Here is a 14,638-nt window from a genome sequence, read left to right as displayed (position 1 = left end):
AATTAATGGATCAGCGTTGGAATGGCTAAGCGGAACACGGGAATAGCGGTGCGGAACGGCTGACCCTGATGGTCAACCATTTCGTAATGGCCTTCCATGGTGCCCAGCGGCGTTTCCAGAATGGCGCCGCTGGTGTACTGAAACTCTCCACCGGGCGGAATGACGGGCTGTTCGCCGATCACGCCTTCGCCCTGGACTTCGGTTTGGCGGCCGTTGCTGTTGGTGATCAGCCAGTAACGGCCCAGCAGTTGCACGTTGGTCCGCCCCAGATTGCGGATGGTAATGGTATAGGCGAAGACGTAACGCTCTTCTTCAGGGATCGACTGTGATTCCACATAGATGCTCTGAACCTGAATACACACGCGGGGCGAATCAATCATGACAACAACTCCTTATTGCTGCGGCGCCGGATTGGCTGACAGCCAGTTCGCCAGCTTGCAGTACTGCGCCACAGAAATATTTTCTGCTCTGAGCGAAGGATCGACGCCCAGCTCCGTCAGCTGCTCCGGCGTGAACAGGTCGCCCAGGCTGTTGCGGATGGTTTTCCGCCGCTGGTTGAACGCCTGCGTGGTGATGCGGCTCAGCATGCGCACGTCGCCCACCGGGTTCGGCAGCTCGGTGTGCGGGACCAGGCGCACCACGGCGGAATCGACCTTCGGCGGCGGCGCGAACGCGGTCGGCGGCACTTCCAGCACCGGAATGACGTTGCAGTAGTACTGCGCCATCACGGTCAAACGCCCGTAGGCCTTGCTGTTCGGGCCGGCCACCAGACGGTTGACCACCTCTTTTTGCAACATAAAGTGCATGTCGCGGATTGCCTGAGTATAGCTGAAAAGGTGGAACATCAGCGGCGTCGAAATATTGTACGGCAGGTTACCAAATACGCGCAGCGGTTGGCCAGCTTCCTCGGCCAGTTCGGCGAAATTCACCGTCATGGCATCCTGCTGGCGGATGGTCAGCTTGTCTTTCAGCCGCGGATGGTTCTCCAACCGGGTGGCCAGATCGCGGTCCAGTTCGATCACCGTCATGCGGTCCATGCGCGCGCCAACCGGCTCGGTCAAGGCGCCGAGGCCGGGGCCGATCTCGACCACCGCTTCGCCCGGCTGCGGGTGAATGGCGGAGACAATGCTATCGATGACAAACTGATCGGTTAAAAAGTTTTGTCCAAAGCGTTTGCGGGCAAAGTGCCCTTGGTGGACTCTGTTATTCATTACAATTAATTATCATTTTAATGGCGAGATTCAGGGCCGTTTGGAAACTGCCGACATCGGCGGTGCCGGTGCCGGCCAGTTCCAGAGCGGTACCGTGGTCGACCGAGGTGCGTATGAAAGGCAAACCGAGGGTGATATTCACCGCGCGGCCGAACCCTTGGTATTTTAGCACCGGCAGCCCCTGATCGTGATACATCGCCAGCACCGCATCGGCATCTTGCAGATATTTGGGCTGGAACAGGGTGTCCGCCGGCAGCGGGCCGATCAGATGGATACCGTCAGCGCGCAGCGCGTCGAGCGCCGGGATGATGGTGTCTATCTCTTCGCGCCCCATATGGCCGCCTTCCCCGGCGTGGGGATTCAGACCGCAGACGTAAATGTGCGGCTGAGCGATGCCAAATTTGGTTTTCAGATCGTGGTCGAGAATGCGAATGACTTCGAACAGGCTCTGCTGCGTGATGGCGCCCGGCACCGCCAGCAGCGGCAGGTGGGTGGTCGCCAGCGCCACGCGCAGCTCTTCGGTCGCGAGCATCATCACCACGCGATCGCAGCGGCTGCGATCGGCAAAGAATTCGGTATGGCCGATAAACGGCACGCCGGCGTCGTTGATCACGCCTTTGTTCACCGGGCCGGTGATCAGCGCGGCAAATTCGCCGTTCAGGCAGCCGTCGCAGGCGCGCGCCAGGGTTTCCACCACGTAGGCGCTGTTGCCGACGTTCAGTTTACCGGCGGTGACCGGCTGAGCGAGCGACACCGGCAGCACGGTCAGCGTGCCGGCGCGTTGCGCCTCGGCCGGTTGCTGCGGTTGGTAGTCGCGCAGCGTCAGCGGCAGGCCCAAACGCCTGGCTCGTTCAAGCAGCAGGGCCGGATCGGCGCACACCACCAGCTCAACAGGCCAATCCTGTTGCGCCAGGGCAGCTACCAAATCCGGCCCCACCCCGGCGGGTTCGCCGGGGGTAATGACGACGCGTTTATTGCTGCGCATCGCTGCCATCGAGGATCTTCACGTAAGCCTGGGCGCGCTGTTCCTGCATCCAGGTCTGCGCCTCTTCGGCGAATTTACGGTTGAACAGCATGCGGTAAGCGCGATCTTTCTGCGCGGCGTCGGTTTTATCCACCTGACGGGTATCCAGCAGCTGAATCAGGTGCCAACCGAAGGAAGAGTGCACCGGTGCGCTGATTTCACCTTTGCTCAGCTTCAGCAACGCATCGCGGAAGGCCGGATCGTAGATGTCCGGGGAGGCCCAGCCCAGATCGCCGCCCTGCATGGCGGAACCCGGATCCTGCGACAGCTGTTTGGCTTCGTCGGCGAATTTGGCGCGGCCGCTCTTGATGGCTTCCGCAACGGATTGCAGCTTGGCGCGCGCCTGATCGTCAGTCAGCACCACCGAAGGCTTCAGCAGGATGTGACGGGCGTGCACTTCGGTGACCGACACCGACTGGCTGGCGCCGCGGATATCGTTCACTTTCAGGATGTGGAAGCCGACGCCGGAACGGATTGGGCCGACGACGTCGCCTTTCTTGGCGCTCACCAGACGTTCAGCGAACAGGGTCGGGATCTCTTGCAGCTTGCCCCAGCCCATGTTGCCGCCTTTCAGCGCCTGAGAGTCGGCGGAGTAGGTGATCGCCAGCTTGCCGAAGTCGGCGCCGCTGTTGATCTCACCCACCAGGCGTTTGGCCAGCTCTTCGGCTTTGTCGACCTGCTGCTGCGACGGGTTTTCCGGCAGCGGGATCAGGATGTGGCTGATGTTCATTTCGGTGTCGCTGCCGTTCTGCGCGCCCACCTGTTTGGCCAGCGCGTCCACTTCCTGCGGCAGGATGGTGACGCGGCGGCGCACTTCGTTGTTACGCACTTCGGAAATCAGCATCTCTTTACGGATCTGCGAACGGTAGGTGTTGTAGTTCAACCCTTCGTACGACAGGCGGCTGCGCAGCTGATCGACGTTCATGCGGTTCTGCGCGGCGATGTTGGCGATCGCTTTGTCCAGCTCGGCGTCGGAGACGGTGATGCCCATTTTCTTGGCCATCTGCAGCTGGATGTTATCCATGATCAGACGTTCGATGATCTGATGGCGCAGCGTCTTGTCGTCCGGCAGTTGCTGACCGGCCTGCTGGGCGTTGAGCTTCACCGACTGCAACAGTCCGTTGACGTCGCTTTCGAGTACCACGCCGTTATCCACGACGGCGGCGACTTTATCCACTTCTTGGGGTGCTGCGAACGCGGCATTGGCGCAAACCACCAATCCGAGAATAAGCGTTCTCCAGTTCTTCATACATTTCCCATTATGTAATCCGCAAATGCGGGTGAAAGTTCTCGTTTTCAAAGTGTTGCAAAGCGTCAGAATGCGCGCTGATACGGCAGAATGCCGGAGCGCAGCATTTCTGCGGAGCCGAGACTATGATCGCTGCTCAGGCCGCGCAGTTCGACGTTGAACGAAACTCTGTTGTCGTAAACGCTGGTATTGTTGCTGTTGTTCCAGTCGGTGATCTTGCGCTCATAGCCCAGCGTCACCGCCCAGCAGCAGGTGTTGTACTTCAGCCCCACCAGTTGATCGGCGGATTGTTTGGCGCGGGTGTCGTAGTAGTACGCCCCGACCACCGCCCAACGATCGGCGATCGGCCAGCTGCCGGTGATACCCACCTGCGAGATGCCGTCCTGGAAGGCCGGAACCGTTTTGGTGTTCAACGCCGTCTGGATATATTCTGGCGTGGCGTAACGGTAGTTCAGCTGCACCACGCGCTCGGCGTCCTGGCGGTATTCCACCACGCCGTTGCCCAGCGAGACGCTGTTCAGGCGGGTGTCGTACTGCAGGCCGCCGCGCAGGCCCCAACGATCGTCGATTTTCCAATAGGTATCGCCGGCCCAGGCCACGCTGCCGGTATCGTCGTTGTTGTCGTACCCGGTTACCCGATCGCCGGTGCGCGAACGGCTGAAGTAGTAGATTTGACCCACGGAAGCGTTAAAACGTTCAACCAGCGCGTCATCATAAATGCGGGTGGTCAAACCGGTAGACACGCGGTTCTGCGAAGCGATGCGATCCAGGCCGCTGTAGGTGCGATCGCGGAACAGGCCGGAGTAGTCGGTCTGCAGCAGCGTGGTGTCGTAGGTGTAGATGTTGCTCTGGTCACGGTACGGCACGTACAGGTACTGCACGCGCGGCTCCAGCGTCTGGGTGGCGCCTTCGGCCCAGATCATCGGCCGCTCGAACACCAGCTTGCCGTCGACCTTGAACTGCGGCAGTACGCGGTTGACCGAATCATCGAGCTCCGGCGCGGCAGCGTTTTTGCGGCTCTGGTAGTTGGCGGCGAAACCGTCAGGAATATCCTGCTGGTAATGGGTCGCCATCACCTTGGCTTCGGTGTTCAGGCTGGCCCAGCCGTTGGTGAGCGGCAGGCTCAGCGTCGGCTCCATATGCAGACGGGTGGCGTCCGGGCTGTATGGGTTGACGCTGGTGAACTTGGCCGCCTGGCCGTAGATATGGAAATCGAACGGACCGAGGTCGTTCTTGTAGTAGTTCAGATCCAACTGCGGTTGGACTTTATACGAGTCCGACTGTGAGCGATCGGTATCGTCGTAAATCTGGAACTGTTTGGAGCTCAGCGTGGCGTTCCAGTTCTCGTTGGCGTAGCCGAGGCTGAATTTCTGCGTGGCGTAGCCGTCGGTGGTGGAGCCGTATTTGGAGTCCAGATCGGTGAAGTACTTGGAATCGCTGACCTTGGTGTAATCGACGTTGAAGCGCCACACCTGATCCATAACGCCGTTGTGGTTCCAGTAGAACAGCCAGCGTTTGTTGTCGTCATGATCTTTGCCGTATTCCTTGTCGTCCGGCAACCAGTCGAACTCCATCAGGCCGAGGCCCGGCTGCACCAGATAACGGAACTCGGTCTGCCACTGCAAGCCACGCTTGGACATATAGTGCGGGGTGATGGTGGCGTCGTAGTTCGGCGCGATGTTCCAGTAGTACGGCAACATGAACTCGAAGCCGTTGTTGCTGCCGTACTTGGCGTTCGGGATCAGGAAGCCGGAACGGCGCTTGTCGCCGACCGGCAGCTGCAGGTACGGGCTGTAGAACACCGGCACGCCGCCGATGCGGAAGCGGGCGTTCCATATTTCCGCCACCTGCTCTTCGCGATCGTGGATCACTTCGGAACCGACCACGCTCCAGCTGTCGTCGCCCGGCAGACAGGAGGTAAAGGTGCCGTTTTCCAGGATGGTGTAACGGTTGGCGCCGCGCATTTTCATCTTGTCGGCGTCGCCGCGCCCCTGACGGCCGACCATCTGGTAGTCGCCTTCATAGACGTCGGTATCTTTGGTATTCAGGTTCGACCAGGCCTTCGGGCCTTTCAGTTTGATCTGATTGTCGCTGTAGTGCACGTCGCCGGTGGCGGTGACGGTACGCACCGGTTCCGTCTGGCCGGGGTTTTGCGTCTGATTCAGCTCAACTTCTTTGGCGGTCAGGGTGCTGTTGCCCTGCTCGATATGCACGTTGCCGCTGAACAGGGCGCTTTTCGGGTAGTCGGCGCGCGAGTCATCGGCATTGATGGTCACCGGCTGGCTGTTCGGATCGCCGCTGACCAAAGGCTTGTCGTAAACAGGAACGCCAAGCATGCATTGCTCGGCCAGATCAGCCAGCGCATGCTGACTGTAGAGTGCCGTCCAAATCATCGTGGCCAGCAGTGTTGGGAAACTTTTTTTCATACGCGGTTTTGGTGTTCCGTCATCAGAGGCGTCGTGTCCGGCAAACGGTCAGAGACTATATTACTCATCTGCGTTGCGCTAGTGCTAAATCCAGCCGTTTACTTGCGTCGTCGTTAGGCGCAAAGATAAATGACAGGTATGATAATCCAAATTCTAGGAAAAATCGCCTGCGCCCTTTCCTGAAGCGAAGGAGAGCGGGCGGCTTTCGGCATGATAATTGAGGAGTATATGCAGTATTGGGGAAAACTGCTCGGCGTCATCGTCGCCATCTGGTCTGGCGCGGGATTCTGGGGTGTAGTTCTGGGGCTGATTATCGGTCATATGATCGATACGGCGCGCAGCAACAAGCGCAGCCGGGGGTTTTTCACCGACCAGCAAACGCGGCAAACGCTGTTTTTCCGCACCACTTTTCAGGTGATGGGCCACCTGACCAAATCCAAAGGGCGCGTCACCGAGGCGGATATCCAGATCGCCAGCCTGTTTATGGATCGCCTGCAGCTGCACGGCGAAGCGCGCACCGCGGCGCAGCAGGCGTTCCGCGAGGGCAAACAGAGCCAGTTCCCGCTGCGTGAGACGTTGCAGCAGTTTCGCAGCATCTGTTTCGGCCGCTTCGATCTGATTCGGATGTTTCTGGAAATTCAGATTCAGGCGGCGTTCGCCGACGGCTCGCTGCACCCGAACGAACGTCAGGTGCTGTATGTCATCGCCGAAGAGCTGGGCATTTCGCGCGCGCAGTTCGATCAGTTCCTCAGCATGATGGAGGGCGGGCGTCAGTTCGGCGGCGGTCAGCAGGGCGGGTATTCGCAGGGCGGCTATCAGCAGGCTCAGCGCGGCCCGACGCTCGACGATGCGTGCAAGGTGCTCGGCGTGCGCAGCAGCGACGATGCCGCCACCATCAAACGCGCCTACCGCAAGCTGATGAGCGAACACCATCCGGATAAGCTGGTGGCGAAAGGCTTGCCGCCGCAGATGATGGAAATGGCCAAGCAGAAAGCGCAGGAGATCCAGGCGGCGTACGACCTGATCAAACGCGAGAAAGGTTTTAAATAACGATACCCGTCATACTTCGAGCTGCAGGTGTGTTGGCTGCCCGCGCTTACCCCGGTCGCGTACTTTTTGTACGCTCCCGGGGCTGCGCTTAGTTGCCGCCTTCCTGCAACTCGAATTATTTAGGGTATCTCAGGGTGATGAGCTCAGAAATCCGGCTCGGCGCGAAAGTGCATCGGCGTCTGGAAGGCGGGGTGGGTGATGCGCAGCTCTTGCGCATGCAGCTGTAGCCGTGGCGCCATCGCCTTAGCCTCCGGCGGGGCGTAGAAACCGTCGCCGAGGATCGGGTGCCCCAGCGCCAGCATGTGCACCCGCAGCTGATGCGAGCGGCCGGTGATCGGCGTTAGCTTCACGCGCGTGCTGCCATCGGCGTCTCGCGACAGCACCAGATACTCGGTTTGCGCCGCTTTGCCGGTGTCAAAACACACCTTTTGCAGCGGCCGGTTCGGCCAATCGCAGATCAGCGGCAAATCCACCAGTCCTTCGTCATGTTCCATATGCCCCCAAACGCGGGCGATATAGGATTTCTTCGGCTCGCGTTCGCGGAACTGACGCTTCAGCTCACGCTCGGCGGCCTTGTTGAGCGCCACCACGATCACCCCGCTGGTGGCCATGTCCAGCCGGTGCACCGATTCGGCGGCCGGATGATCGGCCTGAATGCGGGTCATCAGGCTGTCTTTGTTTTCCGGCGCGCGGCCGGGCACCGACAGCAAGCCGCTGGGCTTGTTGACCACCATGATGTGTTCATCCTGATACAGGATGTGCAGCGGGTCCTGCGGGGGATTGTAGGGTTCCATCTTGGCTCCGCGAAAAGGGCCGACCGGGGAGACGGCTGCCTCCCCGCGTCGCGCCGGTTACTGGTGGGTGACCACCACCAGACGAATGGCGTCGAGACGCCAGCCGGCTTCATTGAGGTTGGCCAGCACCTGACGGCGGTTGAACTCCAGCGCTTCGACTTCGTCGTCGCGGATGTTCGGGTTGACCGCCTTCAGCGCTTCCAGACGCGCCAGCTCGGCGCTCAGCTTGTCGTCCGCCTCTTGCTTCGCTTGTTCGATAAGCGTGCGCGCCTGCGCTTCCACCAGGCTTTCCGCCTGCTGCAGCATGGCGTGCACGTCTTGCTGCACGGCATTGACCAGCTTGCTGGAAGTGTGGCGGTTGACCGCGTTCAACTGGCGGTTGAAGCTTTCGAACTCGACCTGCGCCGCCAGGTTGGTGCCCTTGCGGTCCATCAGCATGCGGATCGGCGTCGGCGGCAGGAAGCGGGTCAGCTGCAGGTGCTTCGGCGCCTGGGCTTCCACCACGTATACCAGCTCAACCAGCAGGGTGCCGACCGGCAACGCTTTGTTTTTCAACAGGGACACCGCGCAGCTGCCGGTATCGCCGGACAGGATCAGATCCAGGCCGTTGCGGATGATCGGGTGTTCCCAACTGACGAACTGCGCGTCTTCGCGCGACAGCGCCCGATCGCGATCGAAGGTGACGGTGCAGCCGTCCTGCGGCAGGCCCGGGAAGTCCGGCACCAGCATATGGTCGGACGGCGTGAGCACGATCAGGTTGTCGCTGCGGTCTTCCTGATTGATGCCGACGATGTCGAACAGGTTGAGCGCGAAGCCCACCAGGTTGACGTCGTTATCCTGCTCGGCGATGGCGGCGGCCAGCGCCTGGGCTTTTTCGCCGCCGTTGGAGTGCATCTCCAGCAGGCGATCGCGGCCCTGTTCCAGCTGCGCTTTCAACTGGTCATGCTGCTGGCGGCAGGCGTGGATGAATTCGTCCAGGCCCTCCTGCTCGGTCGGCGCGGCCAGATAGCCGATCAACTGCTCGTAGCAGCTGTCGTAGATGGTGCGGCCGGTCGGGCAGGTGTGTTCGAAGGCGTCGAGCCCTTCGTGGAACCAGCGGCCCAGCACCGCCTGCGCGGTGTGCTCCAGGTAAGGCACCATGATTTGGATATCGTGCATCTGGCCGATACGGTCCAGACGGCCGATACGCTGCTCCAGCAGATCCGGGTTGAACGGCAGATCGAACATCACCAGCTGGCTGGCGAACTGGAAGTTGCGGCCTTCGGAACCGATCTCGGAACACAGCAGCACCTGCGCGCCTTCTTCTTCGGAGGCGAAGTAGGCGGCGGCGCGGTCGCGCTCGATGATCGACAGCCCTTCGTGGAACACCGCGGCGCGGATCGCTTCACGCTCGCGCAGCACCTGCTCCAGCTGCAGCGCGGTGTCGGCTTTGGCGCAGATCACCAGCACTTTTTCGTTGCGGTTGGCTAGCAGGTAATCCAGCAGCCACTCGACGCGCGGATCGAAGTTCCACCAGGTGGCGTTCTCGCCTTCGAACTCCTGATAGATCTGCTCCGGATACAGCATGTCGCGCGCGCGCGCCTCGACGGATTTCTTGGCGCCCATGATGCCGGACACTTTGATCGCGGTCTGATACTGGGTTGGCAACGGCAGCTTGATCTGGTGCAGGTTACGGTGCGGGAAGCCCTTCACGCCGTTACGGGTGTTGCGGAACAGCACGCGGCTGGTGCCGTGGCGATCCATCAGCATCGAAACCAGTTCCTGGCGCGCCTGCTCGGCGTTGTCGCCTTCGCTGTTGGCCGCTTTGAGCAGCGGTTCGATGTCCTGCTCGTCGATCAGCTCGCCCAGCAGGTTCAGCTTGTCGTCGGCCAGGCGTTCACCGCTGAGCAGCAGGGTGACGGCGTCGGCTACCGGACGGTATTTCTGCTGTTCGGCGACGAACTCGCCGTAGTCGTGGAAACGGTTCGGATCGAGCAGGCGCAGGCGCGCAAAGTGGCTCTGTTGGCCCAGCTGTTCCGGGGTGGCGGTCAGCAGCAGCACGCCGGGGATATGCTCGGCCAGCTGTTCGATCACCTGATATTCGCGGCTTGGCGCTTCTTCACTCCAGGCCAGGTGGTGCGCTTCATCGACCACCAGCAGATCCCACTGGGCGTCCGCCAGCTCTTCCAGGCGCTGCTTGTTGCGGCGCACGAAGTCCAGCGAGCAGATCACCAGCTGTTCGGTCTCGAACGGGTTGCTGCTGTCGAGCTTGGCTTCGGCGTAGCGGCTGTCGTCGAACAGCGAGAAGTAGAGGTTGAAGCGGCGCATCATCTCCACCAGCCACTGGTGCTGCAGCGTTTCCGGCACCACGATCAGCACGCGCTCGGCGCGGCCCGCCAGCAGTTGCTGGTGGATGATCATGCCGGCTTCGATGGTTTTGCCGAGGCCGACTTCGTCCGCCAGCAGAACGCGCGGCGCATGGCGCTGGCCGACTTCATGAGCGATGTGCAGCTGGTGCGGGATCAGGCTGGCGCGCATGCCGCGCAGGCCGGCGAACGGCAGGCGATACTGCTCGCTCTGGTATTTGCGGGCGCGAAAACGCAGCGCGAAACGATCCATGCGGTCGATTTGGCCGGCGAACAGGCGATCCTGCGGCTTGCTGAAGGTCAGCTTGCTGTCCAGCAGCACTTCGCGCATCGCCACGCCGCTTTCCTGGGTGTCCAGGCGGGTGCCGATATAGGTCAACAGACCGTTTTCCTCTTTCACCTCTTCCACCTGCAGCTGCCACCCCTCGTGGCTGCTGACGGTATCGCCCGGGTTGAACATCACACGGGTGATCGGCGAATCGTTTCTGGCATAGAGGCGGTTTTCACCGGTGGCGGGGAAAAGCAGGGTAATCATGCGCGCGTCCAGCGCCACGACGGTGCCCAGTCCTAATTCGCTTTCCGTGTCGCTGATCCAGCGTTGACCAAGAGTAAAAGGCATATATTGTCGGCTCGATTCTTTGTAAGTAAGTCTTGTTACCGGGCGGGAAGGGCCGCGGCACCTGTACTGAACGTCTGCTAATCCCGGTTTGTTTTAAATTTGGCGGGCAATAGCCGTTCACGCCATGCAGACGTCGCGAGACGGCAGGGCTAAGCGTGGTTCAGTTTTGGGAAGGGCGCTATGGTAATGGAAGGCGGCGCGTTCGTCACCTGCAAAACCCGATGATTTTTCTTAACCTGGCGCAATCTCAAAACAGCCCCATTTGCCCGGTGACCAGCGTGGTGAAGTCGTCGTGCAAGAAAGGGAGTATAGCGTCTGCCACCGGTTGCAGCTGACGTTCGAGGTAGTGCTGATAATCGATGGGCGAATGGCGGGTTTCCAGCGGTTCCGGCCCGGCGACGGTCATCACGTAGCTGATCCAGCCGCCGTTCTGATACTGCAGCGGCCGCCCCTGGCTGCGGTTGTAGTCGTCGGCGATGCGCGCGGCGCGGGCGTGTGGCGGCACGTTGCGCTGATAGTCATCGAGCTTTCTGCGCAGCCGCTTGCGGTACACCAGTTGATCGTCGAAGTCGCCGTTCAGGGTTTTACCGACGTAATCGCGCACATAGTCCTGATAAGGTTGCCGTTTGAAGATGCGCTGATAGAGCTGCTGCTGGAACTGCTGCGCCAGCGGCGTCCAGTCGGTGCGCACCGTTTCCAGCCCTTTGTACACCATCTCTTCCTCGCCGTCGGCGCGCGCGATCAGGCCGGCGTAGCGTTTTTTGCTGCCCTGTTCGGCGCCGCGAATGGTCGGCATCAGGAAGCGGGAATAGTGGGTTTCGAACTCCAGTTCCAGCGCGTTCTCCAGCCCGAACTGCTGCTGCAGATGCTGTTGCCACCAGGCGTTGACCCGCTGCACCAGCGCCCGGCCGATCTGCGCCGCCTGCTGCTCGTCATGCGGCTGTTTCAGCCACACGAAGGTGGAGTCGGTGTCGCCGTAAATCACCTGATAGCCTTCGGCCTCGATCAACTCGCGGGTTTGGCGCATGATCTCGTGGCCGCGCAGGGTGATCGACGACGCCAGCCGCGGATCGAAGAAGCGGCAGCCGCTCGATCCCAGCACGCCGTACAGCGCGTTCATGATGATCTTCAGCGCCTGCGACAGCGGCTTATTGTGCTGGCGTTTGGCGGCCTCGCGCCCCTGCCAGATCTGTTCGACGATCGCCGGCAGGCAGTGTTTACTGCGCGAGAAGCGGGCGTTGCGAAAGCCGGGCACCGAGTCGGCGTCGCTTGGGTGGCGCATGCCTTCCACCAGCCCGACCGGATCGATCAGGAAGGTGCGGATGATCGACGGGTACAGGCTTTTATAGTCCAGCACCAACACCGAATCGTACAGGCCGGGCCGGGAATCCATCACAAAGCCGCCGGGGCTGTGTTCCTCCGGCTGTTCGCCGAGGTTGGGGGCGACAAAGCCCAGGCGATGCATGCGCGGCATATAGAGGTGGCTGAAGGCCGCCACCGATCCGCCGCTGCGGTCGGCCGCCAGCCCGGTGACGGTGGCGCGCTCCAGCAGGAAGTTGAGCAGGTCGGCCTTGGCGAAGATGCGCGTCACCAGCTCACAGTCCTTCAGGTTGTAGCGAGCCAGCGCCGGCTTGTCTTCGGCGAAGCGCCGGTCGATCTCCGCCATGCGTTGATAAGGATTGTCGATCGCCTTGCCTTCGCCCAGCAGTTCCTGCGAAACGTATTCCAGGCTGAAGGAGGGAAAGTTCCAGGTGGCGGATTTTAGCGCCTCGATGCCATCGATGATCAGGCGGCCGGCGGCGGCGGCGAAAAAGTGATTCTGCTTGAAGCCGTGCTCGCGCCACTCCAGCAGGTTGCCGCCGCGCCCCAGCCGCAGCGGGATTTGGTAGCGCTCGGCGTGCTTCTGCAGCACCCGCAGATCGAACTGCACCAGGTTCCAGCCGATGATGGCGTCAGGATCGTGGCGCTCCAGCCAGGCGTTCAACCGTTCCAGCAGCTGGGGGCGGCTGGCGCAGTATTCCAGATCGAAATCCAGCGGCTCATCGCCGCCGTTGGCCGGTCCCAGCATGTAGACCTGCCGCTGGCCGCAGCCTTCCAGCGCGATGGAGTAAAGCTCGCCGTGGGCGGTGGTTTCGATATCCAGCGACACCAGTTTTAGCGTTGGGCGGTACTCCGGCGCCGGCTTCATTTGGCCGCTGAGCAACGGCCCATTGCCGTCGCCCTGGCCGTTGAACCACACCGGCGCGGTGATGAAGCGTTCCATCAGGTAGCGCTCCGGCGGGCGAATGTCGGCCTCGTAGACCGCAACGCCGCCTTCCCGCAGCAGTTTTTCCAGCTTGATGAGCTGACGGTGCTGGCGGCAGTACAGCCCCAGCATCGGGCGATGGTGAAAATCCGTCAGCGCCAGCGGTTTCAGTTCGACTTGCCGCTCTTCCCGCAGCAGCAGTTCCGCGCGCTGCCTTTGTTCGGCGGGGATAAACGCCACCGAGGTTTGCGGCGGCAGGCGTAGCTGACGCGGGCCGGCGTCGGTCGCCAGCCAGAATTCGACCTCGGTGCCGGCGGGCGTGTCGCGCCAGTGGCGAGTGAGCAGGAACCCCTGTTGCAGTGCTGTCATAACCCCTTCGTCTTCCGCCGGGCGGCGGGCGCGACATTCAACGAGATGTCGGTTTTGGCGCTAATATAGATAAATTACAGTATGGGTTTTTATACAGTGATTGTCCATCGCCGCGCGGCGTTGCCAAATACGCATACAATTGATCGATTGACTCGTCTGCGGCGGCACTGGAAAATCCTCCGCCCGTTTGGCCCGAATAATCCACAGAGGTGTAATGGAAGCCTATTTACAAGATTTGATCACCCAGTCACTGGCTTTCACCCTGATGGTCGTTCTGCTGGTCGCTTTTCTGGAGTCGCTGGCGCTGGTGGGGCTGCTGTTGCCCGGCACGGTGATGATGGCCAGCATCGGCGCGTTGATCGGCAGCGGCAAGGTGGACTTTTACTACGCTTGGGCGGCGGGCATCGTCGGTTGCCTGCTCGGTGACTGGATCTCCTATTTCGTCGGCCGCGCGTTCAAGGGGCCATTACACCGTTGGTCTTTCCTGAAGAAAAACAAGGCGCTGCTAGACAAAACCGAGCACGCCTTGCACCAGCACAGCATGGCGACCATTCTGATCGGCCGTTTCGTCGGCCCGACGCGCCCATTGGTGCCGATGGTGGCCGGGATGCTCGATCTGCCGCCGTACAAGTTCGCGCTGCCGAACATCATCGGTTGCCTGACCTGGCCGCCGGTTTATTTCTTCCCCGGCATTCTGGCGGGCGTGGCGATCGATATTCCAGCCGGCGCCGACAGCGCGATGTTCAAGTGGCTGCTGCTCGCGGCGGCGTTGCTTGTCTGGCTGGCGGTATGGTTGAGCTGGCGCTGGTGGCGTGAGGGTAAGCGCAGCGCCGATCGGCTGAGCCGTTGGCTGACACCGCTGCGGCTGCGCGTGGTGTGCGGATTGAGTTGGCTGGCGGCACTGGCGGCCGGTTATGCGCTGAGCCAGCAGCCGCTGATGCCGGTGTATCGCCACCTGCTGTGGAAGGTGCTGTCCGGGCAATGATTGCGGGGGCATTAGCCCCCGTTCGCCTTACTGGAAGAACGCTTCCAGCTGTTCAAATACCCGCACGTCTTCGCTGTGGCGCTTCACCCGCAGCACGTCTTCCAGCTTTTCCACCTGGCTTATCATTTGTTCCAGCCGCTGATCGTCGGCGACCAATAGCCAAATGCGGCTCTGTTGGCCGTCTTTCAATGGCAGGCACAAAATGCCTTCGACGTTGAACGCGCGGCGGGCGAACAGCCCGCAAACGTGCGACATCACGCCGGGATGGTTACGCACGGCCAGCTCCAGGATCACCTGGGGTTTATCTTGTGGTTGCAGCAT

General features: G+C 61.2%; 11 protein-coding genes. 2 read left to right on the top strand and 9 right to left on the bottom strand.

The genetic code is table 11. The features are described 5' to 3' along the window. Window positions 1-2: 2 nt before the first annotated feature. The 5 genes from apaG to lptD form a co-directional block, all read right to left on the bottom strand. Window positions 3-380: a Co2+/Mg2+ efflux protein ApaG gene (gene apaG, locus L085_RS00725; RefSeq protein ID WP_015376624.1), complete on the bottom strand. Its 378-nt coding sequence runs from the start codon at window positions 378-380 to the stop codon at window positions 3-5. Between the two features lie 12 nt (window positions 381-392). Then, a complete protein-coding gene (gene rsmA, locus L085_RS00720) occupies window positions 393-1,211 on the bottom strand; it encodes a 16S rRNA (adenine(1518)-N(6)/adenine(1519)-N(6))-dimethyltransferase RsmA (RefSeq protein ID WP_004932881.1) in 819 nt (272 codons plus the stop codon). Next, window positions 1,204-2,196, bottom strand: a complete 993-nt coding sequence (gene pdxA, locus L085_RS00715) for a 4-hydroxythreonine-4-phosphate dehydrogenase PdxA (RefSeq protein WP_044031907.1) — start codon at window positions 2,194-2,196, stop codon at window positions 1,204-1,206. The genes rsmA and pdxA overlap by 8 nt, the downstream gene beginning before the upstream one ends. Then, window positions 2,183-3,484: a peptidylprolyl isomerase SurA gene (surA, locus tag L085_RS00710; protein WP_004932876.1), complete on the bottom strand. Its 1,302-nt coding sequence runs from the start codon at window positions 3,482-3,484 to the stop codon at window positions 2,183-2,185. The genes pdxA and surA overlap by 14 nt, the downstream gene beginning before the upstream one ends. A 65-nt stretch (window positions 3,485-3,549) precedes the next feature. Then, window positions 3,550-5,910, bottom strand: a complete 2,361-nt coding sequence (gene lptD, locus L085_RS00705) for an LPS assembly protein LptD (RefSeq protein WP_021505352.1) — start codon at window positions 5,908-5,910, stop codon at window positions 3,550-3,552. 228 nt (window positions 5,911-6,138) lie between these two features. On the opposite strand from lptD, the gene djlA reads away from it, so the two are divergent. Next, window positions 6,139-6,960, top strand: a complete 822-nt coding sequence (gene djlA, locus L085_RS00700) for a co-chaperone DjlA (protein ID WP_015376627.1) — start codon at window positions 6,139-6,141, stop codon at window positions 6,958-6,960. A 143-nt stretch (window positions 6,961-7,103) separates the two neighbouring features. On the opposite strand, the gene rluA is transcribed toward djlA, so the two are convergent. The 3 genes from rluA to L085_RS00685 form a co-directional block, all read right to left on the bottom strand. Next, the gene (gene rluA / locus L085_RS00695; protein WP_004932866.1) at window positions 7,104-7,754 is read right to left on the bottom strand and encodes a bifunctional tRNA pseudouridine(32) synthase/23S rRNA pseudouridine(746) synthase RluA; all 651 of its coding nucleotides are present in this window, start codon (window positions 7,752-7,754) and stop codon (window positions 7,104-7,106) included. 57 nt (window positions 7,755-7,811) lie between these two features. After that, window positions 7,812-10,718, bottom strand: coding sequence for an RNA polymerase-associated protein RapA (gene rapA, locus L085_RS00690; protein ID WP_031300401.1), 2,907 nt, complete (start codon window positions 10,716-10,718; stop codon window positions 7,812-7,814). 247 nt (window positions 10,719-10,965) lie between these two features. Beyond that, window positions 10,966-13,332 carry a DNA polymerase II gene (locus L085_RS00685; protein WP_044029707.1) on the bottom strand — a complete coding sequence of 789 codons (2,367 nt, stop codon included), beginning with the start codon at window positions 13,330-13,332 and terminating at the stop codon, window positions 10,966-10,968. 214 nt (window positions 13,333-13,546) lie between these two features. Here L085_RS00685 and L085_RS00680 point away from each other — a divergent pair, with 214 nt between their 5' ends. After that, the gene (locus L085_RS00680) at window positions 13,547-14,317 is read left to right on the top strand and encodes a DedA family protein (RefSeq protein ID WP_044029706.1); all 771 of its coding nucleotides are present in this window, start codon (window positions 13,547-13,549) and stop codon (window positions 14,315-14,317) included. 27 nt (window positions 14,318-14,344) lie between these two features. Here L085_RS00680 and ilvN read toward each other — a convergent pair whose 3' ends face one another. After that, window positions 14,345-14,638 (bottom strand): acetolactate synthase small subunit, encoded by a 294-nt coding sequence (gene ilvN / locus L085_RS00675; protein ID WP_033641839.1) that lies wholly within the window; start codon window positions 14,636-14,638, stop codon window positions 14,345-14,347.

The sequence above is a fragment of the Serratia sp. FS14 genome, from assembly GCF_000695995.1.
GTDB classification, from domain to species: Bacteria; Pseudomonadota; Gammaproteobacteria; order Enterobacterales; family Enterobacteriaceae; genus Serratia; species Serratia nematodiphila.
The sequence above is the reverse complement of the archived record's forward strand: the minus strand, read 5'-3'. Positions and strand labels throughout refer to the sequence as shown.

Bases quoted from the DNA above. Each gene is read 5' to 3' on its own strand.
- pdxA (WP_044031907.1), bottom strand. From the start codon at position 2,196: ATGCGCAGCAATAAACGCGTCGTCATTACCCCCGGCGAACCCGCCGGG.
- rluA (WP_004932866.1), bottom strand. From the start codon at position 7,754: ATGGAACCCTACAATCCCCCGCAGGACCCGCTGCACATCCTGTATCAG.
- ilvN (WP_033641839.1), bottom strand. From the start codon at position 14,638: ATGCTGCAACCACAAGATAAACCCCAGGTGATCCTGGAGCTGGCCGTG.
- rsmA (WP_004932881.1), bottom strand. From the start codon at position 1,211: ATGAATAACAGAGTCCACCAAGGGCACTTTGCCCGCAAACGCTTTGGA.
- rapA (WP_031300401.1), bottom strand. From the start codon at position 10,718: ATGCCTTTTACTCTTGGTCAACGCTGGATCAGCGACACGGAAAGCGAA.
- surA (WP_004932876.1), bottom strand. From the start codon at position 3,484: ATGAAGAACTGGAGAACGCTTATTCTCGGATTGGTGGTTTGCGCCAAT.
- L085_RS00685 (WP_044029707.1), bottom strand. From the start codon at position 13,332: ATGACAGCACTGCAACAGGGGTTCCTGCTCACTCGCCACTGGCGCGAC.
- apaG (WP_015376624.1), bottom strand. From the start codon at position 380: ATGATTGATTCGCCCCGCGTGTGTATTCAGGTTCAGAGCATCTATGTG.
- L085_RS00680 (WP_044029706.1), top strand. From the start codon at position 13,547: ATGGAAGCCTATTTACAAGATTTGATCACCCAGTCACTGGCTTTCACC.
- lptD (WP_021505352.1), bottom strand. From the start codon at position 5,910: ATGAAAAAAAGTTTCCCAACACTGCTGGCCACGATGATTTGGACGGCA.
- djlA (WP_015376627.1), top strand. From the start codon at position 6,139: ATGCAGTATTGGGGAAAACTGCTCGGCGTCATCGTCGCCATCTGGTCT.